General features: G+C 44.5%; 24 protein-coding genes. 11 read left to right on the top strand and 13 right to left on the bottom strand.

Translation table 11 applies throughout. From position 1 onward, the window contains the following. Window positions 1-9: 9 nt before the first annotated feature. The 6 genes from cdd to R7E51_RS02995 all read right to left on the bottom strand — a co-directional run bounded on the left by cdd (window position 10) and on the right by R7E51_RS02995 (window position 6279). Window positions 10-897, bottom strand: coding sequence for a cytidine deaminase (cdd, locus tag R7E51_RS03020; protein WP_005377892.1), 888 nt, complete (start codon window positions 895-897; stop codon window positions 10-12). 430 nt (window positions 898-1327) lie between these two features. Then, window positions 1328-2005 (bottom strand): LrgB family protein, encoded by a 678-nt coding sequence (locus R7E51_RS03015; RefSeq protein WP_005385454.1) that lies wholly within the window; start codon window positions 2003-2005, stop codon window positions 1328-1330. 1 nt (window position 2006) lies between these two features. After that, complete coding sequence (locus tag R7E51_RS03010) at window positions 2007-2381, bottom strand: CidA/LrgA family protein (protein ID WP_005377887.1); 375 nt, start codon at window positions 2379-2381, stop codon at window positions 2007-2009. 55 nt (window positions 2382-2436) lie between these two features. Then, window positions 2437-3858 (bottom strand): exodeoxyribonuclease I, encoded by a 1422-nt coding sequence (sbcB, locus tag R7E51_RS03005; RefSeq protein WP_085569561.1) that lies wholly within the window; start codon window positions 3856-3858, stop codon window positions 2437-2439. Between the two features lie 157 nt (window positions 3859-4015). Further along, window positions 4016-5389 (bottom strand): L-cystine transporter, encoded by a 1374-nt coding sequence (locus R7E51_RS03000; protein ID WP_206957326.1) that lies wholly within the window; start codon window positions 5387-5389, stop codon window positions 4016-4018. A gap of 200 nt (window positions 5390-5589) precedes the next feature. Continuing rightward, a complete protein-coding gene (locus R7E51_RS02995) occupies window positions 5590-6279 on the bottom strand; it encodes an NAD(P)H-binding protein (protein ID WP_053350419.1) in 690 nt (229 codons plus the stop codon). Between the two features lie 249 nt (window positions 6280-6528). Here R7E51_RS02995 and cobT point away from each other — a divergent pair, with 249 nt between their 5' ends. The 8 genes from cobT to btuD all read left to right on the top strand — a co-directional run bounded on the left by cobT (window position 6529) and on the right by btuD (window position 14594). Continuing rightward, a complete protein-coding gene (gene cobT, locus R7E51_RS02990) occupies window positions 6529-7572 on the top strand; it encodes a nicotinate-nucleotide--dimethylbenzimidazole phosphoribosyltransferase (RefSeq protein WP_206957324.1) in 1044 nt (347 codons plus the stop codon). Then, window positions 7572-8378 carry an adenosylcobinamide-GDP ribazoletransferase gene (locus R7E51_RS02985; RefSeq protein WP_115385892.1) on the top strand — a complete coding sequence of 269 codons (807 nt, stop codon included), beginning with the start codon at window positions 7572-7574 and terminating at the stop codon, window positions 8376-8378. Before cobT ends, R7E51_RS02985 begins: the two co-directional genes overlap by 1 nt. After that, the gene (gene cobU / locus R7E51_RS02980) at window positions 8375-8908 is read left to right on the top strand and encodes a bifunctional adenosylcobinamide kinase/adenosylcobinamide-phosphate guanylyltransferase (RefSeq protein ID WP_206957323.1); all 534 of its coding nucleotides are present in this window, start codon (window positions 8375-8377) and stop codon (window positions 8906-8908) included. Before R7E51_RS02985 ends, cobU begins: the two co-directional genes overlap by 4 nt. A gap of 11 nt (window positions 8909-8919) precedes the next feature. Next, the gene (gene cobC, locus R7E51_RS02975) at window positions 8920-9534 is read left to right on the top strand and encodes an alpha-ribazole phosphatase (RefSeq protein WP_206957320.1); all 615 of its coding nucleotides are present in this window, start codon (window positions 8920-8922) and stop codon (window positions 9532-9534) included. Between the two features lie 128 nt (window positions 9535-9662). Next, window positions 9663-11459, top strand: a complete 1797-nt coding sequence (locus tag R7E51_RS02970; RefSeq protein ID WP_206957318.1) for a M3 family oligoendopeptidase — start codon at window positions 9663-9665, stop codon at window positions 11457-11459. 274 nt (window positions 11460-11733) lie between these two features. Then, window positions 11734-12762, top strand: coding sequence for a succinylglutamate desuccinylase (locus R7E51_RS02965; RefSeq protein ID WP_005377878.1), 1029 nt, complete (start codon window positions 11734-11736; stop codon window positions 12760-12762). 82 nt (window positions 12763-12844) lie between these two features. Next, a complete protein-coding gene (gene btuC, locus R7E51_RS02960) occupies window positions 12845-13840 on the top strand; it encodes a vitamin B12 ABC transporter permease BtuC (RefSeq protein ID WP_025766768.1) in 996 nt (331 codons plus the stop codon). Then, window positions 13827-14594: a vitamin B12 ABC transporter ATP-binding protein BtuD gene (gene btuD / locus R7E51_RS02955; protein WP_206957316.1), complete on the top strand. Its 768-nt coding sequence runs from the start codon at window positions 13827-13829 to the stop codon at window positions 14592-14594. The genes btuC and btuD overlap by 14 nt, the downstream gene beginning before the upstream one ends. 68 nt (window positions 14595-14662) lie before the next feature. Here btuD and R7E51_RS02950 read toward each other — a convergent pair whose 3' ends face one another. The 3 genes from R7E51_RS02950 to R7E51_RS02940 all read right to left on the bottom strand — a co-directional run bounded on the left by R7E51_RS02950 (window position 14663) and on the right by R7E51_RS02940 (window position 17234). Continuing rightward, complete coding sequence (locus R7E51_RS02950; RefSeq protein WP_005377875.1) at window positions 14663-15238, bottom strand: nucleoside triphosphate pyrophosphohydrolase family protein; 576 nt, start codon at window positions 15236-15238, stop codon at window positions 14663-14665. Between the two features lie 110 nt (window positions 15239-15348). Continuing rightward, window positions 15349-15921: a DUF1415 domain-containing protein gene (locus tag R7E51_RS02945; RefSeq protein ID WP_206957314.1), complete on the bottom strand. Its 573-nt coding sequence runs from the start codon at window positions 15919-15921 to the stop codon at window positions 15349-15351. An 89-nt stretch (window positions 15922-16010) separates the two neighbouring features. Next, a complete protein-coding gene (locus tag R7E51_RS02940) occupies window positions 16011-17234 on the bottom strand; it encodes an MFS transporter (RefSeq protein WP_006741641.1) in 1224 nt (407 codons plus the stop codon). Between the two features lie 106 nt (window positions 17235-17340). Here R7E51_RS02940 and R7E51_RS02935 point away from each other — a divergent pair, with 106 nt between their 5' ends. Continuing rightward, window positions 17341-18210, top strand: a complete 870-nt coding sequence (locus R7E51_RS02935; RefSeq protein ID WP_206957311.1) for a LysR family transcriptional regulator — start codon at window positions 17341-17343, stop codon at window positions 18208-18210. Window positions 18211-18237: 27 nt separating this feature from the next. Here the strand turns inward: R7E51_RS02935 and R7E51_RS02930 are convergent, their stop codons facing one another. Continuing rightward, a complete protein-coding gene (locus tag R7E51_RS02930) occupies window positions 18238-18468 on the bottom strand; it encodes a glutaredoxin family protein (protein WP_005377871.1) in 231 nt (76 codons plus the stop codon). Between the two features lie 138 nt (window positions 18469-18606). On the opposite strand from R7E51_RS02930, the gene R7E51_RS02925 reads away from it, so the two are divergent. Both R7E51_RS02925 and rlmF read left to right on the top strand, forming a co-directional pair. Further along, complete coding sequence (locus R7E51_RS02925; RefSeq protein ID WP_005377870.1) at window positions 18607-19122, top strand: M48 metallopeptidase family protein; 516 nt, start codon at window positions 18607-18609, stop codon at window positions 19120-19122. Further along, window positions 19109-20236 (top strand): 23S rRNA (adenine(1618)-N(6))-methyltransferase RlmF, encoded by a 1128-nt coding sequence (gene rlmF, locus R7E51_RS02920; RefSeq protein WP_206957310.1) that lies wholly within the window; start codon window positions 19109-19111, stop codon window positions 20234-20236. The genes R7E51_RS02925 and rlmF overlap by 14 nt, the downstream gene beginning before the upstream one ends. Window positions 20237-20307: 71 nt before the next feature. Here rlmF and R7E51_RS02915 read toward each other — a convergent pair whose 3' ends face one another. The 3 genes from R7E51_RS02915 to R7E51_RS02905 form a co-directional block, all read right to left on the bottom strand. Then, window positions 20308-20628 (bottom strand): hypothetical protein, encoded by a 321-nt coding sequence (locus R7E51_RS02915; protein ID WP_025766761.1) that lies wholly within the window; start codon window positions 20626-20628, stop codon window positions 20308-20310. A 70-nt stretch (window positions 20629-20698) separates the two neighbouring features. After that, window positions 20699-22294 carry a S41 family peptidase gene (locus R7E51_RS02910; protein ID WP_206957309.1) on the bottom strand — a complete coding sequence of 532 codons (1596 nt, stop codon included), beginning with the start codon at window positions 22292-22294 and terminating at the stop codon, window positions 20699-20701. A 363-nt stretch (window positions 22295-22657) separates the two neighbouring features. After that, the gene (locus R7E51_RS02905; protein WP_005377865.1) at window positions 22658-23422 is read right to left on the bottom strand and encodes a hypothetical protein; all 765 of its coding nucleotides are present in this window, start codon (window positions 23420-23422) and stop codon (window positions 22658-22660) included. Window positions 23423-23448: the final 26 nt, after the last annotated feature.

Here is a 23448-nt window from a genome sequence, read left to right as displayed (position 1 = left end):
ATTTGTCGTTTATACGTTGACAAAACTAAGCGGAATATCTGGATTCAACGCTTCCAACGTTGATTGCGTATCGGCTAAGTGACTGATCTTACCTTCAGAGTTTTCTACCAATGCAGCGGCTTTGATGCTGTCAAAGGTTTCACCCGCAAGTAAAACTTGGATTAGCGCAACTTGTAGCGGTGGCAAGCTAGGATTAAACGCTGCATTTTCTGCATAAGCACCTTGGAATACACGGCCGCTAGTCATCTCTAATGCTAAACCACTCAAGTTGTTGGTGTATGGAGAGTGGCTCATGTTCATCGCTTCAACTGCACTTTGGATGAGTGCGTCTTCATCATCACATGAGAACTGGTGTTTAACTTCTGCCATTAAGCCGGACTCGATACCGAGATCGTTTGGTCCAAAGGCTTCAGGCAGGTATTCATGAAGTGACTTTTCTTCGCGTTCTGGGAGCTGGATTTTAAGCTCGTTTGCGGTAGATAACTCATTCATGAACTGGCGGCAGTGACCACATGGGCTGAAGTTGATAGTGATATCCTTAACACCACGTTCGCCTTTCATCCAAGCATGGCTAATCGCAGACTGCTCTGCGTGAACCGTTTGACCCAACTGTACACCAAAGAATTCCATGTTGGCACCGAAGTAAAGGCGACCTGAAAGACCACGAACGATAGCGCCGACATAAAAGTCAGAAAGGGGAGCATAGGAGTACGCTGCGGCAAAAGGAAGTAGCGCAACACGAAGCTCTTTGTCTGATAGACCGGTAGCTGAAAGCAACTGCTCAAATTGTTGAACTGAAAGCGTAGCATCAAAATCATCAGCTTGGATGATAGGAGCAAGTTGTTTGGAAAGTGCTTCTGGAGCGCCTGCTAGCGCCTGTTCAATGCGACTTTTCATGTTGAATCCTTGTTATTGCATGGACAGTTATTCTATGTGAAAGATAGAAATGTTCCGTGCGTTAGATCACGATAAATAATGCAATTGATAATTCTGTTACATAATTAGAGTGAGCTCACACATGTATTCGATTGCACAGGTGTGAAGCGTTATCTCCGTCTCACAATTAACCATATCAGTATATATTCATATGACCAAGGAGCAGGAGTATGTTACCAACGCGACTTTTACCGCTATGCTACTTTATACCTACGTAATCTAGAGCGAGTGGTAGCAGCTAGAATGCTAACGCTATGAATGTATATCTCGATCAAGTCCCTTCACGATATTACTGGGTGAGGTTGATAGATAAGATAGGGTTTTGAAAAGGGTAAGGAAGAAGCGGAAAGGCTACGGCCTGCCGGAAGGAGGGCAGACCGAGAGCGCTTAACTATTGATATAGCCAGACCGCCAAAGCAAAAAAACTTGGAGCCAAAATAGAAGTTATGATCCCACATAAAACCAATGCGAGTGATGAGAACGCGGCATCAATGGGCTGTTTCTCTGCACATGTCGCGGTGCCTAAGGCATGAGACACGGTACCCATTGTTAGGCCACGTGCAATCGGGTGTTTAATTCCAATTAAGTTGTAAATTGGGTATGCCAAAATCGCGCCCAATAAACCAACAATCAGAACCAAGATCGCCGCAACGGCAGCTTCACCACCGAGGTGACTCGAAATTTCCATTGCTATTGGCGTAGTGACGGATTTACCCACTAGACTTGCGATTAAACTGATATCCGCTTTGAAAGCGACTGCGATCAAGGTGGTTGTCATCATCGACATCACACTGCCTACTGTGCAAGCGAAAGTGATGATTCGCCAGTTTGCTTTAATTTGTGGTAGTTGTTCATATAGTGGATAAGCCAGAGCAACTACAGCAGGTTGAAGCAAAAAGCTAATTCCTTCGTTATCCGCATAATACGTTTCAAATGGCACATTTAAGTAAGTAAGCAAAGGAATGAGCACTGCGATACTGATCAGCAAAGGGTTTGCTAGAGGATTGTTCACTTTGATTGCGATTTGACGAGCGATAAGAAAAACCGCAATGGTAACAACTAACCACATATCAGTGTTTCTCCTGTAGCAAGTAATCTAGCAGCCAAGCGAGGCTGACCAGTACAATGAGTGAACCGCCAACCGCGCTAGCGATGATAGGGAGCGCATTGGCGAGTAGTAGGTCGAAATGCTGCATTAATCCGACGCTGATAGGAACGAACAATAAGATCATATAGCGGATAAATAGCGTGGCGCCCGGTTTGACCCAGTCGACTTTTACAAGCCCAAGAGTCATGGAGAAAAACAGTACGAGCATACCGATGACACTTCCTGGAACGGAAACGCCAGTGAACTTTTGAATGGTAATTCCGATGCCAAGTGCTCCCATGATGAGGAAGATTGAAATGAGCAGTTGGATCAGTTGTAAGAATCGTTCTTTAATCATTTTGACAGTATATAAACAACAAGCACACCATAAGGTGCGCTTGTATTAGGAGGAGTTAGGAAGCTAAGCTCTCTACATAACGGTACACGGATTTTAATATCGCAATCTTCTTTTCGTCACTTTCATGTTCGTGAACTAAGTTTTCTAAATTCAGCATGTACTCTTCAATTTGGCTTTCAAACACTTCTCGACAGTGTAGTGCCCAGCGTCTTTGTTCTTGCTCGTCTAATGTGCCTGGGAAGTTACGCGCACGATAGCGGAACAATAGAGGTTTAATACGCTTGTCATCAAATTCAATGTCTAATGCAGCAAGATTATTCGGGTCGGTTTCTCGAATGATATCCATAGCTGCGCGATCAGCCGGAGAAAAGAACCCGTCGTAAAGCTGTGTATCGACGTCATCACTTTTATCGAATTTACGCTCGACGGAAAAGAGGCTAATCAGCTTTTCTCTAATTTCAGGATGTTGGCGCAACAAAGCGAGATTGGCGAGACATTGTTGGCGATCAATGCCAATAGACTCTGCATTTTCAGCCGTTAACGTTTTTGCAGGGGCGAGAATAGGGCATTTGTTCAAATGAACTAGTTTAACTGGCACTGGTAGCAATTCACCAAGATCTTCGCGCTTCGTGTAGAGTCTTTCGTGCAGCTCTTCTGCGGATAGCTCAAGAATAGGTTGAGGGTCTTTCGCTAAATCGATGGTGATAACGGCGTTATTATTGGTTGGATGCCAAGCAACAGGCACAATCCAGCTAGTGTACTGACATTCGCGCCCTAGCATGCCTGAAACGTGCATCAACGGTGTCATGTTGACGATGTCGACTAAATCATTGAGCTTGCGCTTTTGGCGCATAGAAAAAAAGTAATCAAACAATTTTGGTTGCGCTGCTTTTACTTTCTTTGCCATTTCGATAGTCGCAACCACATCTGCCATGGCATCGTGCGCGTTACTATGTTCTATGCCGTTAGCCACAGACAAGTGTTCTAATTTAAAGCTAGTGAAGCCATCTTCGTTTTCTGGCCATTCTACGCCTTCTGGGCGAAGGGCATGGCACGCGCGTAGTACATCGAGTAAATCCCAACGTGAGTTACCGTTTTGCCAACTCCATGCGTATGGATCGATAAAGTTGCGATAACAAGTATAACGGGTCACTTCGTCATCAAAGCGAATGCTGTTGTAGCCTAAACTGGTAGTATTTGGTTTCGCGAGTTCAGCGTGAATCTTAGCGATAAACTCTGGCTCAGAAAGGCCTTCTTGAACCGTTTTTTGCGGAGTAATACCAGTAATAAGTGCAGCTTCAGGAGACGGAAGGTAATCAGCAGGTGGCTGGCAGTACATGACTAAAGGCTCGCCGATGATATTAAAGTTTTCATCTGTACGAACACCAGCGAACTGGCTTGGGCGATCTTTCGCGGGGTTGGTTCCCCATGTCTCATAATCAAAGAAGAAAAAAGTGGGCTGATTATCTTGGTGCATTCTGCTTACCGTTTACAAAACCGATGACAGTATTAGACCATTCAACGCCTTGACTAGCAACGAAAGATGCAAGTTGAATTTTTGAAAATGAAAAAAGCCGATGGCGAACCATCGGCTTGATATTTTACGTTTTATCGCTTTGGAAGGAATTTGAGTTCTATGCTCGTGTTTCTTCCAATGTTGCTTCACTTTCTGGTGACTTCAGCACTCGGCTAGCAATTGTACCCGCAGTCATTGAACCTGAAACGTTTAGTGCGGTACGTGCCATGTCAATCAATGGTTCAATAGAGATAAGCAGCGCCGCGATGGTCACAGGTAAGCCCATTGCAGGAAGAACAATCAAGGCTGCAAACGTCGCACCGCCGCCGACACCTGCAATACCAAATGAGCTGATGGTGATAATCGCAATCAATGACAGGATAAAGTGAAGATCCAGAGGGTTGATACCCATTGTCGGAGCTACCATCACTGCCAGCATTGCAGGATAGATACCCGCACAGCCGTTTTGGCCGATAGTGGCACCAAACGATGCTGATAGGTTTGCAATCGCTGGTGGAACGTTAAGCTTGGTGATTTGCGCTTCTACGTTTAGTGGGATCGTTGCTGCTGAGCTACGAGATGTAAACGCGAAGGTCAGTACAGGCCAGATTTTCTTAAAGTATTCCGCAGGGCTAACGCCGACAAAAGAGACTAATACGCCATGAACAATAAACATCAGTGCGATAGCAACATAAGACGCCACAATAAAGCCAAGTAGGTTTAGGATGTCGCCTGCGCTTGATGTCGCTACCACTTTTGCCATCAGTGCTGCGATGCCGTATGGCGTTAGGGCCATGATCATCTTCACTAGTCGCATAACGATAGATTGAGCAGCTTCTACGAAAGTACGAATCGGTGATTCCAACTCTGCTTTTTCCATCATCACTTTACGAGCGGCGATACCAGTTAACACGCCGAAAATCACAACAGCGATAATTGATGTCGAGCGAGCACCTGTTAGATCAGCAAATGGGTTGGTTGGAATGAAGCTAACTAGCATTTGAGGAATAGTTAAGTCACTTACTGTACCGGCACGGCTTTCTAAAACGGCGATACGAGCGGTTTCACGCGCACCTTCAGTTAACCCTTCTGCTGACAGGCCAAATGTCGTTGTCACCAAAATACCGATAAGTGCAGCAATTGCAGTCGTTACTAGAAGAACAGAGATGGTCAGGCCAGAAATTTTACCTAATGATCCACCTTTCTCCAATTTAACAACTGCAGAGATCATCGATACCAACACCAGTGGCATGATGACCATTTTCAGTAGACCAACGTAGCCACTGCCTACAATGCCTACCCATTCAAGTGTTTGAGCAATTGCGCTGTTACCTTCACCGTGAATGAGCTGCAAAGCAAGACCAAAAAGAGAACCGGTAACAAGACCGATCAAAACGAGACGTGAAAGAGTGTGTTTCTTTTGTTGTTGATTAAATAGAAAGAACAATATTCCAACAAAGACGGCTAGAGAGGCTATCACTGCAAAATTCATAATTTGACCTTATCAACCAACCTAAGTGGCGGTTGTTTTTTATACGGGGTTTTATACGGATTTATTTATGGAGCGTAAGATAACGCTCGTGATATAACTTTAAAAATGACAAACGGGTATTAGCTAGATCTAAAATGAATATAAAAACGAGATCTAAGTCGCGTGAGAGCGTGAATTAGCACGTTAATTGTACAAAATGGTTATTCGTAGTGATGCAGTAAGTCACGCATTTCTTTCCTTTGTAAGTAAACCACCGAGTCTTCTTGATAACTGAAAAGTTGATAAATCATCGCTTTGGCGACATCTTCTGCTCGAATCGGTAAAAAGTTGGACAGTTTGCCAAGCATAAGTGGGCGAATTACCTTAAACAGAGTTTGTACTAACTTCTCGTCCATTCTTGGGTTTTGACGTTGACCAACAAGCGGGCCTGGGCGAACAAATACGATTTCCTCAAAATCCATAGCTTCGATTCGTTGTTCCATTTGTCCTTTACAAGCTAAGTAATGGGATGGCGATTTACTATTTGCACCGAGGCTAGAAACAACCGCAAGGCGTTTGACTCCGATTGTTTTCATTTGTTGGGCGACTTTGCACACCAGATCAACATCTACTCTACGCAAATTATCCTTACTGCCTGCTTGCTTAAGGGTCGTGCCTAAACAGATAAAGCCGATGGTTGGTGTTGGTTGGTTCTCATCCCATTGGTGGATAGAAAGGTCTGCATCAATGAGAGGAATAAGCTTGTTGTCCACATCTAGGACGCCATCGAGTGGGCGGCGAGAAAGATAATATAATGTTCCAACACCTGATTGATTTATGAGGTTTGCAATGACTTTTGAGCCTACTAAGCCAGTTGCACCGGCGATGATTGCGCAGGTGTTGTTATCCATATCTTTTCTCCTATATGGGAACATAGTCTAAGCTATTGTAGCGGATTTCAACGAGTTACTTATAATCTCGTGCAAGAAAGGTGAGACGCTCTGCGAACTCGGCAGACTATCCTGAGATAAACTTGATTAGCGCTGCCCCAATTGGATGCAAGTGTATACAATAGTGGGGCGCGCAAAAACTGTCGCTGAACAAGACCTCTTGAACAACAGAACATCTCTCACCCAGACAACATCAAAGGAACGTAAAAAATGGATGACTCTTTTGCTGCGGAGATACAAGCACGCATAGATAACAAAACCAAACCCGTCGGTTCTTTAGGCTTATTGGAAAAGGTGGCACTGCAGTTAGCTCTTATTCAAAGTCAGGATAAACCTCAGCCAGTTGATTCCATCGCTATCTGCAAACCGAGCATGCTGGTATTTGCTGGAGATCACGGCGTTGCAGAGGAGGGTGTGAGCATTGCGCCAAGCGAAGTCACTCAGCAAATGGTGGCTAACTTTCTCGCTGGCGGCGCAGCCATCAACTGTTTTTGCGACATTAATGGCATTCAACTCAAAGTAATAGATTGCGGCATGTTGGCTCCTATTGATGTGCTGGTTCCAGAATTTAAATCCCATCCCAACTTGGTTGAACAACGGTTGGGTAACGGCACGGCTAATTTTTCTAAACAATCCGCGATGTCCCCAGAACAAGTGGCGTTAGGTTTAAAATATGGTGCGAAGATTGCTGAGCATACCATTTTGCATGGTTCAAACCTCTTAATGTTCGGCGAGATGGGCATCGGTAATACCAGTTCGGCCTCAGCACTGTTATCGGCGCTGAGCTCATTAGATATTGATTATTGTGTTGGCGTTGGCACCGGAATCAATCAACAGCAGTTGAGCCGCAAATATAAACTGGTAGCACAGGGGGTAAACCGATGTCGAGGTCTTGATACCAAAGCGATTCTCGCACAGGTTGGGGGCTTTGAAATCGTACAAATGGTGGGCGCTTTTTTAGAAGCCAAGCGGCTTAAAACTCCAGTTTTAGTGGATGGGTTTATCGTATCGGTAGCGGCTTATATTGCGACGTTGTTAGACGAAGAAACGCGTGAATACATGTTGTTTGCCCATCGCTCTGAAGAAAATGGACATAAATTTGTATTGGAACATCTTAAAGCAGAACCTCTGCTCGACCTTGGTTTACGGCTAGGGGAGGGAACAGGAGCCGCTCTTGCCTTACCCTTGTTAAAAGCTGCCGCTCAGTTTTACAACAAAATGGCGAGCTTCGAGAGTGCAGGAGTTACAGTATAGTGTCAGTCCCTGATAATTCTGAGAAAGTCACGCCGTCATCGTTAAGATACCAGTGGGAGTTATTTCTATTAGCTACCAGTTTTTTTAGCCGCTTACCCGTGCCCCAAGCGTTGCCTTACAGTGAAGAACGCATGAATCAGGCAGGCCGTTACTTCGCGTTAGTTGGTCTCGTGCTTGGAGCACTTTGCGCTTTGGTATTCTCGCTCACCTCAATTTTTTTCCCAGAGTCGGTTGCCATAGTATTAACGATGGTGTTTAGCTTATTGTTAACTGGGGCTTTTCACGAAGACGGCTTGACCGATATGGCGGATGGCATTGGCGGTGGCATGACCGTAGAGCGACGCCTCTCTATTATGAAAGACAGTCGTATTGGCACTTATGGTGCCGCCACTCTCATTATGGCGTTATTGGCTAAGTATGTTTTTTGGAGTGAACTGGCTAACTTGCCGCACTTTTGGTTGGTCATTGTCGTCGCTTACACCGCAAGCCGAGCACTAGCAGCGACGCTTATTTATGACATGCCTTATGTCAGTGACAGTGATACGTCGAAAAGTAAACCGCTAGCAAGTCGCCAGTCTTCTCTAGAAGTCTCCATTTTGTTGTTTACTGGTGGCGTAACATTGCTTGTGCTTGGTTTCGCGGATGCGATCTTGATATCGCTTGTTCTCGTGGTATTTCGTTTGATGTTCAAACGTTGGTTAACCAAGAGAATTGGCGGCTTTACGGGGGATTGCCTTGGCGCAGCGCAACAGTTGTCGGAACTGCTTATTTATCTCACTATGATTGGGTTGTATCACTCCTCATGAAGCAATTGATACTCGGTGGCGCGCGCTCTGGGAAGTCGCATTTGGCAGAAAAAACAGCTAAGCAATTATCGGTCGCTTCTCTGCGAGCATTACACTATGTTGCAACCGCGCTGCCATTTGACCAAGAAATGCGAGAGCGAATAGCGCATCATCAAAAGCAACGCGGGGGCGAGTGGCAAGAGCATGAATGCCCCCTTCATTTATCTGAGTTACTGACAAATTTCGCTATCACCGATGTTGTATTGATCGACTGTTTAACCTTGTGGCTCAACAATTGGATATTTGAGTTAGGTGATGAATGTTCCAATGAGAAGCTAGAAGCAGAAATTGAAAAGCTTATACAGGTGGTACGTGGCTCAGATGCGACGTTAATATTCGTCTCTAACGAGGTTGGAATGGGCATTGTACCTTTGGGGGCGGTTAGTCGTTATTTTGTGGATAATGCAGGACGGATGAATCAAAAACTAGCCAGTGTTTGCCATCGCGTTACCTTTGTTGCTGCTGGTTTGCCGTTGGTTCTTAAAGAGTAGGATGGAACAAAATGAAAACACTCAATATCTATCTTGTGCGTCATGGAAAAGTAGACGCTCCACCAGGACTCCATGGCCAAACAGATGTAAAAGTTACGCCTGCTGATCAAGAGAGTATTGCTCGGGCTTGGGCCGAGAGTGGACGAGGTGTGGGTGGAATAATTTCTTCTCCGCTTTCACGCTGTCAAGAACTGGCAAACATCATTGCTGAACAGCAATTATTACCAGTAATGACGGATGAGTCTTTACAAGAGATGGCATTTGGTGATTTTGATGGTATGCCTTTTGATATGCTCACTGAGCAGTGGAAAAAGCTAGATGCTTTTTGGCAATCGCCAGCACAACATACGTTGCCGAATGCTGAGAGCTTAAGCACATTTTCTGAGCGCATATGTCGCGTTTGGTCTCAAATCATCAACGATATCAATGACAATCTACTTATCGTCACGCATGGTGGCGTCATTCGTATGATTCTTGCTCATGTATTGGAGTTAGATTGGCGTAACCCAAAGTGGTATTCGACGTTGTCGATAGGAAACGCTTCTGTCACGCATTTAACAATTACCATAGATGAGCAAATTTACGCCTCGGTGCGTTCGATTGGCGTACCTCTTTTAACTCGTTAATTTATAAATATTAAAATGCCCAGAACGATATTGCTTACGGGCATAGTCACGGAAGATGTCAGTGGAAGCCCATCTGCTAGGTGCAGGAAGCGAAAATTGACTCAGTTACATAAAAAGGAAATATAGAAATGACAACGCCGAGTTGGGATTTGTCCATCGTTTATAACGACCTTTCTGACCCACGAATTCAAGACGATATTGCTCTTGTAGAACAATGTATTGATCTTTTGAATAAACAATCAGCAGATTGTGGCAACGTAGAGATCATGCAAAATGCGATTTTGACCAATGAAGCTGCGAGTCGTTTAGCGGGCACAGTTGCAAATTTTGCGAGTTGTTATGCTTCTGTTGATGCAACAAACGCCGAAGCGAAATCGTTACTTGGTAAAATGACCCGCATCTTTTCGGAGCTTTCCCAAGCGTTCAGTCCCTTTGATTTGAAATTAACTCATGCCGACGAAGAGTTTATCTTGCGCGTGTTAGACCATGAGAATCCTGATATCAGTGGGCAAGCTTTTTCTATCTTGAATTCTAGAAAGTTGGCGGATACTCGTCTTAGCAACGCAGAAGAACAGTTACTGGCTGCGATGAGTGTGGATGGCAAATCGGCTTGGGGTAACCTATACGATAACCTGACTGGCTCATTGAAAGTGAAGCTTGAGTACACAGATGGTAATAGTGAAGAGCTTGGGTTTTCTCAAGCGGCAAGCATTCTTTATGGTTCTGAATTCGAGCGTCAAGAAGCCGCGTGGCGAGGCGTACAAGATGCAATGCAAACGCACCAAGAATCATTCGCTGCGATTTTGAATGCGTTAGCAGGATGGCGCTTAACTGAAAACAAAAAGCGTTCTACGAAGCGTGAAGTTCACTTCCTAGAGCCGAGTTTGCATGGTAGCCGAATCCAAGCTGAAACTTTAAATGCGATGATGACCGTAGCCAAAGACAGTCGAGCTATTGGTCAGAAAGCAGGTTTATTGATGGCGCAAGTACATGGTCTGGATGAGATGAAACCTTGGAATCATCTGGCGGCTATGCCTGCTTTGAGCGGTGAAGCGAAGGTTTACGACTTTGATGAAGCGATTGAGGTTATTTGTGAAGCATTTGAAACAGTAAACCCTGAGATGTCGGAATTTGTCCGTTTGATGGTACAAAATGGTTGGATTGATGCCGCGCCAAATGCTAACAAGCGTCTTGGCGCATACTGCACCAAACTGCCAGCAACGCGAACACCACTTGTGTTTATGACTTGGAGTGGCAGCCGGTCAGACCTTATGACTCTGGCACATGAACTTGGCCATGCGTTCCATAACTGGGTTATTCGTGATTTGCCACTTTGCCAAACTTACTACCCAATGACGTTAGCAGAAACCGCCTCTATCTTTGCAGAAAACATCGTTCGTGATCATTTGATTTCGAAAGCTGAGAGCGTTGATGAAAAGCTCGAGATGTTGTGGGAAGAGTTGTCATCTGCGCTAGCTTTAATGATCAACATTCCGGTTCGCTACGAGTTTGAAAAATCGTTTTATGAACGCCGCCAGGATGGAGAGTTAACCGCAGATGAATTCTGTGAGTTGATGTCAGAAACTTGGAAAGAATGGTATGGCGACGTAATGAGCGAACCGGATCCGTACTTCTGGGCAAGCAAGCTGCACTTTTCTATTGATAGCGTGAGCTTTTATAACTACCCATACCTATTTGGTTTCTTGTTTAGCAAGGGTATCTATGCACAGCGAGAAACCAAAGGCGAAGCGTTTTACACCGATTACATCAATTTGCTGCGCGATACAGGCTGCATGATGGCGGAAGATGTCGTCGAAAAGCATCTGTCGATGGATTTAACCCAGCCAACGTTTTGGCAGCAGAGTGTTGAGCTAGTGCGTGAAAAAGTCGATGAGTTTGAGCGTTTGCTCGCACAGCGCGGCTAAGTTTTTAGCAGGGTTGATGCATAATCTGCTTTATAGCTACAAAAATTTGATCAAATCATAATGATCTTAATCAGGGCTGTGGTAAAGTTCACAGCCCTAACACTTTGTAATTGTTTGAAAATTAAACGCCTCAATGCTTGATTTGAGTGCCTGGCGCGAAAAGGCATCGGATTTTCGAGGGAAATAGTGATTTCTACTCATAAGTGAGATCGCAGCAACAAAAATCCTTTGTACAATTTATTAACATATCCGCCGTGCTATTAAGGAGTAACGCATGACGAAGTCTCTCTTTCGCCAATCGTTTTTAACTGACACGTTAGATGTTCATATTGATGTTGCACCAGCGGAGCAGGTGCTTTCTAACGGTGTAAAACTTAAACTCTATCAGCGTGGTGTATTAGAAGTAATCCCTGCGAATTATACTCAGGATACGAAGAACATCATCATCTCTTGTGGGGTTCACGGAGATGAAACCGCACCTATGGAGCTGGTGGATTCCATTATTCAAGACATAGAATCTGGGTTCCAGACGGTCGATACCCGTTGTCTGTTCATTATCGCTCACCCAGAATCCACTCTGGCGCACACGCGATTCCTCGAAGAAAACCTCAACCGTCTGTTTGACGAAAAAGAACACAAACAGACAAAAGAGCTTGTTATCGCCGATACACTTAAGCTGCTTGTTCGAGATTTTTATCAGGATACCGACCCGACAACACGCTGGCACCTTGATTTACACTGCGCGATTAGAGGCTCGAAGCACTATACGTTTGCAGTAAGTCCTAAGACTCGTCATCCTGTGCGCAGCAAAGCATTGATCGATTTCTTGGACAGTGCACACATTGAAGCTGTGCTCCTGTCAAACTCACCATCGAGTACGTTTAGCTGGTACAGTGCTGAGAACTTTGGTGCGCAGGCTCTCACGATGGAGCTTGGACGTGTGGCTCGTATTGGTGAAAATGACCTCGATAAACTGACCGCGTTTGATTTGTCTTTACGTAATTTGATTGCGGAAACGAAGCCAGAACACCTACCAAAACCATGCATTAAGTATCGCGTAAGTCGCACAATCGTTCGTTTGAACGAAGACTTTGACTTTATGTTCGACGACAATGTTGAAAACTTCACCTCATTTGTTCACGGCGAAGTGTTTGGTCATGATGGCGACAAACCATTAATGGCAAAGAACGAAAACGAAGCGATTGTCTTCCCGAACCGCCACGTCGCAATAGGTCAACGTGCAGCTCTGATGGTTTGTGAAGTGAAAACCCGTTTTGAAGAGGGTGAGTTGGTTTACGATTAATCCAACATTGCTTTGAGAAGTTAATTGCAATTTACCGAGGCTTAACTGTAAGGTTAAGCCTCGTTTGTTTTTATCGGCCGCTATGGATTTTCAACAACTTATCCTGAACAAGGAACGACGCTGGCAACGTAACCTGATGGTTATGTCGATCGTGCTCGCTGTACTCTCTGCCATCCACTTGATGGTCGGAGAAATTTTCCTTTCTCCTTTTCAATCCTTATCTGCATTTGAACAGAAGTTATTGGTGGACTTGCGTTTACCGAGGTTAGTGTCTGCGGCAATTATTGGTGCTGCGTTAGCGGTATCTGGCGCGACGTTACAAGTGTTGCTTGGGAACGTGTTGGCTGAACCTGGCGTGCTTGGTATATCTGGTGGTGCAAGCTTAGCAATGGTCTTAATCATGTTCGCGTCACCTGTTCTTCCTACCCCGATTGTTTTTATGTTGGCAGCGATTGCAGGCTCGATGTTATTCACGTTTGTTTTGGTGGCGATAGCAAGGGCAATGCACCTGACGACGGCTCGATTGCTTTTGGTTGGGGTCGCATTGGGTATTTTATCGAGCGCGATTGTGACCTGGGCATTTTACTTTAGTGATGATCTCAGTTTACGCCAACTGATGTATTGGTTAATGGGCAGTATTGGCGGTGCGAGTTGGTATCAACATACCGTTACCTTGGTGATGTTACCGGTGCTCATCTGGTTATGTTGTAAAGGCAAATCGCTTGATAAATTGATGCTGGGTGAGATTCATGCGACCCAATTGGGAGTCGATGTACATCAAATGCGTTGGAAACTGATCCTCGCCATTTCTGTTTTGGTGGGGAGTTCAGTCGCTTTGGGTGGCATCATCAGTTTTGTTGGTTTGGTGGTGCCGCACTTGTTGCGTTTGGCTTTTGGTACGGAAAACCGTTATTTATTGCCACTTTCTGCAATATCTGGTGCTGCGTTGCTTGTATTTGCTGACATCGGCGCAAGACTGTTATTGGACTCCGCAGAGTTACCTTTAGGTGTCATGACAACATCGATTGGCGCACCTATTTTCATCTGGATGCTGGTGAAGAGTCATGATGCACGTTAAACATATGTCGGTTGGTAGTCGATTATTGCCTCTTTCTTTTGAATGCAAAGCTGGCGAAATCGTACATGTCGTTGGGCCTAATGGTTCCGGTAAGAGTACTTTATTGGCTGCGATTTCTGGTACGTTAAGTCACCGAGAGGGTATGAGTGGTGAAGTGTACGTTGGCGACAAAAACTTGCTTACTTTACCGTTGTCAGAGCAAGCTCATGTGCGAGGTTATTTGTGTCAGCAATCACGCCCTGCATTTAATGTCGATGTTTTTCAGTATCTAGCACTATCTCTGCCGAGTGGCGCTGAGATTGCGGATATCAAAGTGCGTGATGCCGTCAATATGGTGGTGGAGCTGGTACAACTGCAAGATAAGCTTCATCGCAGTATTCAAACATTATCCGGTGGTGAGTGGCAGCGTGTCCGATTAGCAGGTGTATGTTTGCAGGTGTGGCGTACCATTAATCCTTTTTCGCAGTTTTTAATTTTGGATGAGCCAGCAGCACCGTTAGATATTGCGCAAGAGGGTCTGCTCTATCAATTGATTAACGCTATGGCGGCGCAGGGAATTGGAGTATTGGTTGCTAATCACGATCTCAATCGCACATTAAAGCACGCAGATAAAGTATTGCTGCTTGACAACGGTGTGCTGCACTCATCAGGAAGTGCCGATACTGTGCTAACGGAAGAAGCTCTCGGGGAAGTGTTCAATACTCAAGTCAAAAAGGTCATCGTAGATGAGCAACCTTATTTAATCTTTGATTAGTATTTAGGGACAATAAAAAAACGACCTACTTGAGGTCGTTTTTTAATCGAGAAAGCCAAACTCAACGCTTACTGAGTTAGCGGTTTTAGATCTGCTGGGCGGTAGTAAACAGATTTGAGTACTTTGCCTTTACGAATGGTTTTACCTTCCGATACGAAATCTTCGGCGCATTTCGCGATGATGTATTCACCTTTCTGCACCGCCATCAACTTGATGCCTTGTTCTGCGTAGAATGCCTCTGTTTCTGAGTACTCTTGCTCGTTACGGCATACTTTGCTCATGTTGCTTGAGTGCACTTCATCCCAGCAAGGAATAAATTCAATACCACGGTTTACTGCAACGTTTAATAGAAGATCGATTAAGTAGCTGATCGCCAGGTTGTCTTCTACTTTGCTGTGGCCAAGATGAACGAGACGGCCCATTAATACATACACGCTGTCTACGATGGCATCTGCTTGCTCAGTTTTACAATCTGCTTCTGCTAGCTCTGTTAGCTCTTCGATCGCCAAAGAGGTGTGTAGTGTGTCTGCTTGCGTATCAAGGCTTGCAGCGTCTGCGACTGGTAAGTCGAACGTACTACGGAACTCGGTGATATCACGGTATAAGTGATCAAAAATCTCTTGGGTTAGCTTTGACAGTTGCATTCTAATTTCCATTGAATCGATTGAAGCGGCAATGATACCAAACCGCACTTTGAACCCCAAGGGCATTGCATCTAACTGGTGATAAATCTGCCTTTGGGGAATAGTGGTGCTTAACGAAATAGGTAAGGGAACAGCTTTTTACGTTCTTCCTCTGAAAGGGCGGAAACACGAGCGATGTTCGTATCGGGAATTGACTCAGGATCAGGATAGTGTTTTAGTACCTTTTCCATACTCTCTTCGCGAATCAAATGGAAGATCGGGTAAGGAGAACGATTGGTCAGGTTTTCGTCGTCTTCAGGCCTTGCGCCGCCAAAACAGTAATCAGGATGGAAAGTCGCTACTTGGAAAATACCTTCCCAGTTTTGCTGCTTAATTAATCCTTCAACCCAATCTATGCAAAAGTTGTAGTCCCAGAAATCTTGTAGCATGTTGGGAACCACAACCAAAGTGGTCTCAAGTTGTTCGGGCTCTGTGTTACTCAGCTCAATCAGTTGCAATAAAATATCTTCAAGAAGCGTTTCTTCTTGAGTCGCTTCACTAACAAAGATTTTGATTTGTTTATTACGTTGCGGCTTGGCAGCAAACGGACAAAGGTTGAGTCCGATTACCACATCGTTGAGCCATTGATCGACCTGTTGAGTGATCGCTTCGATATCTGTGTTTTGTGTTAAACGCGTTGACATACGACTTTCTGGTTTTTATTAAAGTAGCCCAAGCATAGCAGAGTTGGTTATCCAAGTAACCAGAGAGGTATTACGCAAATGAGCGTACCTTAGCTACTCTTTAAACTCGCAGCGTCAGGTGTTTGGTCAGTATGCTTTCTTTCGGCAATGTGTTTCAAATACGCAATCGCAGCAAACATCGCTAGGTAGACTGCGCTTCCCCCCATAAGAACACTCGACCAACCACCATGCTGCCAACAATAAAGAAGTAAGAATCCTCCTAAGCTACCGCCTACGTAGTAGTGTACTAAGTAGAGCGCTGTTGCGGTGGCTTTGGCGCGAGTGGCGTTCTGACCGACCCAACCGTAGGCGAGGGTATGAGTAAAGAAGGCACCAAAACTTATCAGTAACAACCCAAATAGCATTGCAGTCAAGCTTTCAACCGCCGCAATCCACATCCCCGTCATGCTCACTATCGCGCCTAAGAACATACCGAGGATTGATGAATAACGTTTACTCCAGTGGCCTGCGCAACGAGAGGAGAAAGTCCCTCCCAAGTAACAAATAAAGATCAGTGAGGCCAACCCGACGGGCACATTGTGAGGTTCACTCACCAGACGGAAACCCATTACGGAATAAAGGTTGACGAACAAAGCAAAGTTGAGTCCTCCTATCAGCATCGCAAACCACACGCGTTGGTTTTTAAAATGACCAATAAGCGCACGATTTTGATGGCGCAAGCTGCTTGATGACGGGGTGAAGTTGCGCTGTGTTGGCAATAAATAGTGAACGCCAATGACACCAAGAAGAGTGAACACCATCATAACTTCAATGGCGACATCAACACTGAAATTGTCCGCCAATAAGCCGCCGCTAATACGCCCTGCAATACCGCCTAATGAGTTAGCCGCAATGTACGTTCCAATTGCCATCGAGAAAGCGTGCTTGTCGAGCTCTTCTGCCATGTAAGCCACGGCGACCGCAGCAAAAGCTGCGAGCGCGACACCGATCAGTGCTCGACATACCACCAAAAACAGAAATGAGTCACCAAACAGCATCAAAGCGGAAAGGGTAGGAATCGAAAACAGACCAGCCATCATGACTGGCTTTCGTCCCACTGATTCTGACAACACAGCCATCGGGACGAGGCTAAAAGAGAGAGCGAGTGTTGAGGCCGCAAATAACCAGTTCACTTGCGTTTCTGAGATCGTGAAAATTTGGGCAAAAGTGGGCAGCATTGGCTGTAGTAGGTATAAATTTGAAAAAACCAAGAAGGAACCAAGCGCTAGCGAGAGCGTAATGCGTTTGTATTCCGGTGTGCCAAAACTGACCATGAATCCTGCCTAATGTGAGCAAATGGAGAGACTGTGATCAATCTATCAGTTCGTTGTAAATTAAAAAAATATATTAAAAATATGGACACCATATATTTTTGATCTAATGGAATCGAAACAACTTAAACATTTTCTGGCGGTCGCTGAACATGGAAACATTACCCATGCGGCGAAAGCCCTGCATATTGCCCAGCCCGCATTAAGTATTTCTATCAAAAAGTTTGAGCAGTCTTTGGGCGTTACCCTATTTCGCCGTGATGATAAAAAAATCAGCTTAACGAAAGAGGGCGAAACGCTACATGTACATGCCAAGCGGGTGATTCAACAGTTGCACGACGCGCAGCTCGCGATTGATGAGTTGAAAGGTTTAGCGAAAGGAGAAGTACGACTCGGAACGCCATCAATGATGGGCAGTTATTTCTTTCCACGAATTGTGATGGCGTTTAAAAGCCAATTCCCGGAGTTAAAATTGACCTTAGTCGAAGCTGGGACTCAATCGATTCGTCGTATGCTGCTCAATGGTCAACTCGATATCGGTGTGATCAGTTGTGATAACGTGCCTGATGACCTAGAAACTGACCATTTGTTTACTAGCCAAATGGTCGCAGTTGTTTCACCTGAGCATGAGTTAGCCCAGCGACACGCTCTTACTTTTGATGAGTTCTTTGAACACGATTTGGTTATGTTTCAGCATGGCTATTTTCACCGCGAATTTTTGGATCAGGTGAGTGAGGAGCATGGGTTTACCATGAAGTCATCATTCGAGACCAACTTACTGCCTTTGATTTTGAGTATTGTAAAACAAGAGTTTGCGATTACCGCGTTACTGGAATTGGTGACTCAACATGAGTCGGGCGTTGTTGGCTTACCGTTTGAACCACCAGTGACGCTGGATCTGGCACTTGCTTGGCGCAAGCAGGGGTACTTATCAATAGCAGATCGAACGTTTATCGACTTTATCAAGCGCTACGTTTAAACGCAGCGCAGATTCATCGTCCGAGCACTAGTCGCCTTTGTACATCTTCTCGAAGTTCTTTGGGTTCCAGCCAATCATTACCCGATCACCAATTTTTAAAACTGGCACTGAACGAGCACCAAGCGCATCAAGTTCTTTGCGACCGCGTTGCATCTTAGCATTGCACAAACGATAGTTAATATTTTTCGAATCCAGATAACGTTGAGCATCTTTGCAGTGAGGGCATTTGTCTTTGACGTAAAGGACGACACGTTTCATTGAGTTTCTCTCCATTATCATTGGGAGGCGAAGTTTAACGGCCTTTCACCATAAATGAAAGGCGAAAGCTAAGGTGAAACTGTCCTTTATCTCAGGTATATTGAGCGCCTTTATTTTGTCATAACAGACGTTAATTCTATGCATCCGTCACTTCGATACATTCAAGGCTACCCACAAAACATCGTAGAGCAGGTGAGCTCATTGATAGCGAGTGGCAAGTTTGTTCCTTGGTTCGAGAAGCGTTATCCCGATAGGCACCAAATCAAAAGCGAAAGGGCGCTCTATGAGTACGCCATGGCAATCAAAAACCGCTACATGAAGAAAGCCGCGCCAATCAGTAAAGTTGTCTACGATAAGAAAATTCACGCGGTAAACAACGCGCTTGGTTTGCACAGTGTAATCAGTAGAAACCATGGCGGTAAGCTGAAGTCGAAAAACGAGATTCGCATTGCCAATGTATTTAAAGATGCGCCCGAGCCACTATTAAGGATGCTGGTGGTACATGAGTTGGCACATACTCGTGAGAAAAACCACGACAAGGCGTTCTATCAGTTATGTTGCTACATGGAGCCTGAGTATCACCAACTCGAATTTGATGCTCGTTTGTTTATGATTTATCTCGATTTAAAAGCGAATTTGAATGAAGAACAATAATCACAACGCGAAGCAAGCAAAGCCAAAGGCTTCAATGGCGGCTCAGAATACAGACGCGAATAAAGCCAAGCCGAAGCGTGTTAAAGACAAAGTTGCGCGCAAATCTCCGCAGCCTGCAGGAAAGAGCGAAGTCGAGTTCATAAAAATAGCGAAGAATGGTTTGCATGAGCGTAATGTTCATCGAGGTCGTTACGATTTTAAAAAACTCGTGGAAAGTGAACCACAGTTAAAGCCATTCGTTATCAAAAATCCGAAAGGGGAAGACTCCATAAACTTCTCTGATCCTAACGCTGTTAAAATGCTCAATAAAGCATTGCTTGCTGCGTATTATGGTATCGAGTTCTGGGACATTCCCGACACCTACCTTTGCCCACCGATTCCGGGCCGCGCTGATTACATTCACCGAGTGGCAGAGTTACTTGATGGTGAAGTAAAAGGTCAGTACACGCACCAAAAAGTGAAAGCGTTGGACATTGGCGTGGGAGCAAACTGTATTTATCCGATTGTTGGTGTAACAAAGTACGGTTGGCACTATACGGGCAGCGATGTCGATCCAAAATCCATCCAATCGGCTCAAACGATCGTAGAGCACAATCGTGTTTTGACGGGAAAAATTGCACTAATACAGCAACACAATGATGCCAATATTTATCGAGGTATCATTCAACCGAATGATCGTTATGATGTGACGACATGTAATCCGCCATTCCACCGTTCGGCGGAAGATGCCGCTATGGGCAGCCAGCGTAAAATCGATAATCTAAAAGCAAACCAGCGTAAGAAAGGGCTAAAACCTCAAACCGCACAAGTAAAGACAAGTAAGCCTGCGTTGAATTTTGGCGGTCAAAACGCTGAATTGTGGTGTGAAGGCGGAGAAGCGGCGTTTATCCGAAAAATGGCGAATGAAAGCCAAGCTTTTGCTGCGCAGGTCTTGTGGTTTACAACACTTATATCCAAAAAAGACAACGTTCGCCCGATGCGCAAGCAGCTTGAAAAATTGGGTGTGAAAGCCATTCGTGTGGTTGAAATGAGTCAAGGACAGAAAGTGAGCCGCTTTGTAGCTTGGTCATACATGGATAAACAACAGCGTAAAGCATGGATTGAATTAAAGTAACATTGACCGTTTCACGCTGAGCAATAAAGTAGAAAGCCCGCTGATATCAGCGGGCTTCTATTTTGGGAGATCTAAAACTTAATGATGGGCTCACAATCTAGTGAACTGAGAGAGACAAAAGTATCTGTTTTGGCATAGTACAAGCCACAGGTTTCACCTCTGATCTGCAACGTATATTGGTCTGGAAGATCCGTATAGCTGCCATCCAACAGTTGATTGTTTTTCCCTTTTACTCGTCCTTTTTCAATCAACACATGCGGTGAGGATTCAAATACGTTATTTGCGATTCTAGGTGCTGGTGTCCCTTGGATTTCTGCGATCGCGTTTTGAATCTCTATGACTGTTTCCGGAGAGTTCTTTTTACTCAATGCTTCAACGGGTTCTTGTGACATAGCTTGGCATCCTATCAAAGAAATCGAAGTGCCTAAGAAAAGCGCAACCCGAATCAGCATTCGTAAAAAGTTAGTTGATCTCAACATGAATTGCCTCTGTTCGTAGCGGAGAGCGAAGATCGCTTAACTCCGGAGATGAAATGTTACGCGGCATGGCGTTGAAACTTGAAGGGGATACTGGCGGACAGGTTCCAGTTTCCATGTAGTTTAGTGCCGCAGAAAGCATACCTTCAGATGGATCGCCTAATGGTTTTGTTAGGTCGTCATTGACCCAGCAACCTTCCACTCTATTGTTTAAGCCTAGCTCGGTATTGATTTGGCTCTTTGGAGTAGGAATAAAACCATCAGCGAAGTCGCCAAATTTTTTCTCGTTCGCCGACTTGAACTGAATAGTGTAGTACATAGTGCCGCAGTTTTGTTCTGGTGAGAACCCATACGGTTTACCTGTGGTTGTTGAACCTATTTGGATAACCTCCACATCAATGCCGCGCAAAGCGTTGATTAACAGTTCACTTGAGGAAGCCGTGCCTCCTGAAGTCAGCACATATACGCGCTTTTTGTTCAGTGTCGGAAGCACTTGATCCGAATATTTCTGTGCTGCCCAGTCTATTGCTAGATTCGTAAAGCGATAGATGTTATCCCCATCTTTAATGGTACGCATCACTTTGTCATTGTGAATCAACTCACTGAAGACTCGGTTCTGACCAGCACCGCTTAGCATGTAGCCTACTTGCGAGGACTGAAGGACTAAGCCACCGCCGTTGTAACGTAAATCAACGACGATCTCGTCAACATTCTCTGCTGAGAGCGTACTAAACGCCTCAATAAGCGGGGCTTGAGCGCTTGGTTCAAAGGAGTTGTATTGCAGATAGCCGATCCGCATAGCATTGTGTGTAATCACTTTGGCATTTTTTACTGGAGAGGTCATGACATCAGAGGCGGTAAGCGTCACGGTTTTCTCTAGACCGTCAACACTCTCAAATGTGAAGGTGTAATCTTGATTGATGTCAGGGTTAAAGAGCGTTTTGTTAATAAAATCAATGTCGGACTGACTACCGGTGTTAACCACATCAATATTATTGATTTTCAGAAGCTTATCACCACGAGCAATGCCGCTTCTATCAGCTGGCGAGGCTTCTTCAGTGTAGGAAATACGAACGTCTCGAGGTTGTACGCCACGTAGGAATGCCCAGTTAAAACCAAATCCAGCAACTAAACCGGATTGCGATGATTTCATATCATCTTCATAAGGGACGGTAAAATGGAAGCGATCTTTTGGTTTACCCGTCGCGGTAGTAGCAGAGGTGACCAGCGTATTGAAGTAATCAGTAACAGTTTTGTAGTTTGCTGGATTATTATCAGGAACCTCGTCATACCATAGATACGTTTCGTTAGTAAAAGCTCTTAAAAAGAGTTTTTCGTGTAATGCAGAGCCCAATTTATCTGGATAGGCGGCATAGTTGTCATATGGGTCCAGTCCGACGCGGGGCGTTTCACATTGGCTGATAAACGTTTTCGACGGTTGGCTAAAATCACCGGCTTTCCATGTTGGACCGTTTGCACTGCTAGTGGACGGAGTAGGTGATGAACCATCACCGCCGCCACCGCCACAGCCTTGTAATAATGCGAGAGTGACTGCCGTTGCTAAAGAATACTTAAATTTCACTTTTCTATGTCCTTATAAATAATAGAATTATAATTATGTGTTTTGCTTTTGTTTTTATTAGCTAGGTGAATGTATTAATTTAATTTGTTCGTCTGCAAATTTATAGTTAAATAGTGTGAGGTAAATAACGTAAAAAAGTTGTCTTTTATACTTAAGCTAAATTAGTCATTACTTAAGTTTCTGTCTATTTCAAAAGAGCTAACAAGACAATTAATAAGTGTGAAATTAAGACAAGTTCTTAGTTGACTAAGCGATGCTTGCTAAATAAAAATCAGAATTAGATTCAGGAAACGCTTTGAATCAATAGTTTGGTAGGGGTATATGATGTTATCTGGGGTTTGTTTGATTTATTTGTCTGATGCTTTAACTTAATTTAGTGAGTTGAGCGACGTGCTTTAATAGGCTTCCGTCAATGTTAGGTAAATCATCAGCGAAAAATATCTGAGCACCGGGAGTGCAGCGCATTAATATATTTGTTAGTTCACCTTCATTGTTGGAAGTGTTAACTGCGTTAAGTTTCGCTAATTTATTACAAAGCTCGTCCTCTATTTGCACTTTCTGCTCTTCGGTGAGCCTAATGCGACCTATACATACGCCTGGGTTGATATCATGAGAAAGCGAATCTTGTTGAAATCGCTCTTTGAATAAGGTGTCTAATGCCGTACCTTCTTCCATAATAAATCGACGACCAGAACGGTAAAACAAGCCGTCTCCGAAGTTTTCGACATATCCTAGAATTTCCGCGATACGCAAATAGAATCGTAAGCTTGTATCAGAAAGTCCGTAAGTTTGGGCTATCTCTTGCGGTTTAATATCACGAGAAGTCAGCATATAAATAAAATCAAGTAAATAAGGATGCTCAACGAAAAGGGCGCTCTCTTCATCTGTTAGCATTTGCTCGTTTTGGTGCTGAAGCTCGTTAGCTAAGGTTGCGAGTTCGATGAGATCGGTATTCAGGTAGTTCAGATAAATAAGTACTTTATCCAAACCTAAAGCTGGATTATGTAGGTGGCGTTTAATACTAGATAAAGGGATGCCACTTTTCTCTGACAAGGAATTGTAGCAAAGCCCTTCTTCTTTAATCTTTTGTCGTAGCGCTGCGAGTAAAAACTTTGGTCCAACATTCATCCTTGAATATCACCTTATTCGTTATT

This window comes from Vibrio sp. Vb1166 (assembly GCF_033338695.1).
In the GTDB taxonomy this organism is placed as follows: Bacteria; Pseudomonadota; Gammaproteobacteria; order Enterobacterales; family Vibrionaceae; genus Vibrio; species Vibrio alginolyticus.
The sequence above is the reverse complement of the archived record's forward strand: the minus strand, read 5'-3'. Positions and strand labels throughout refer to the sequence as shown.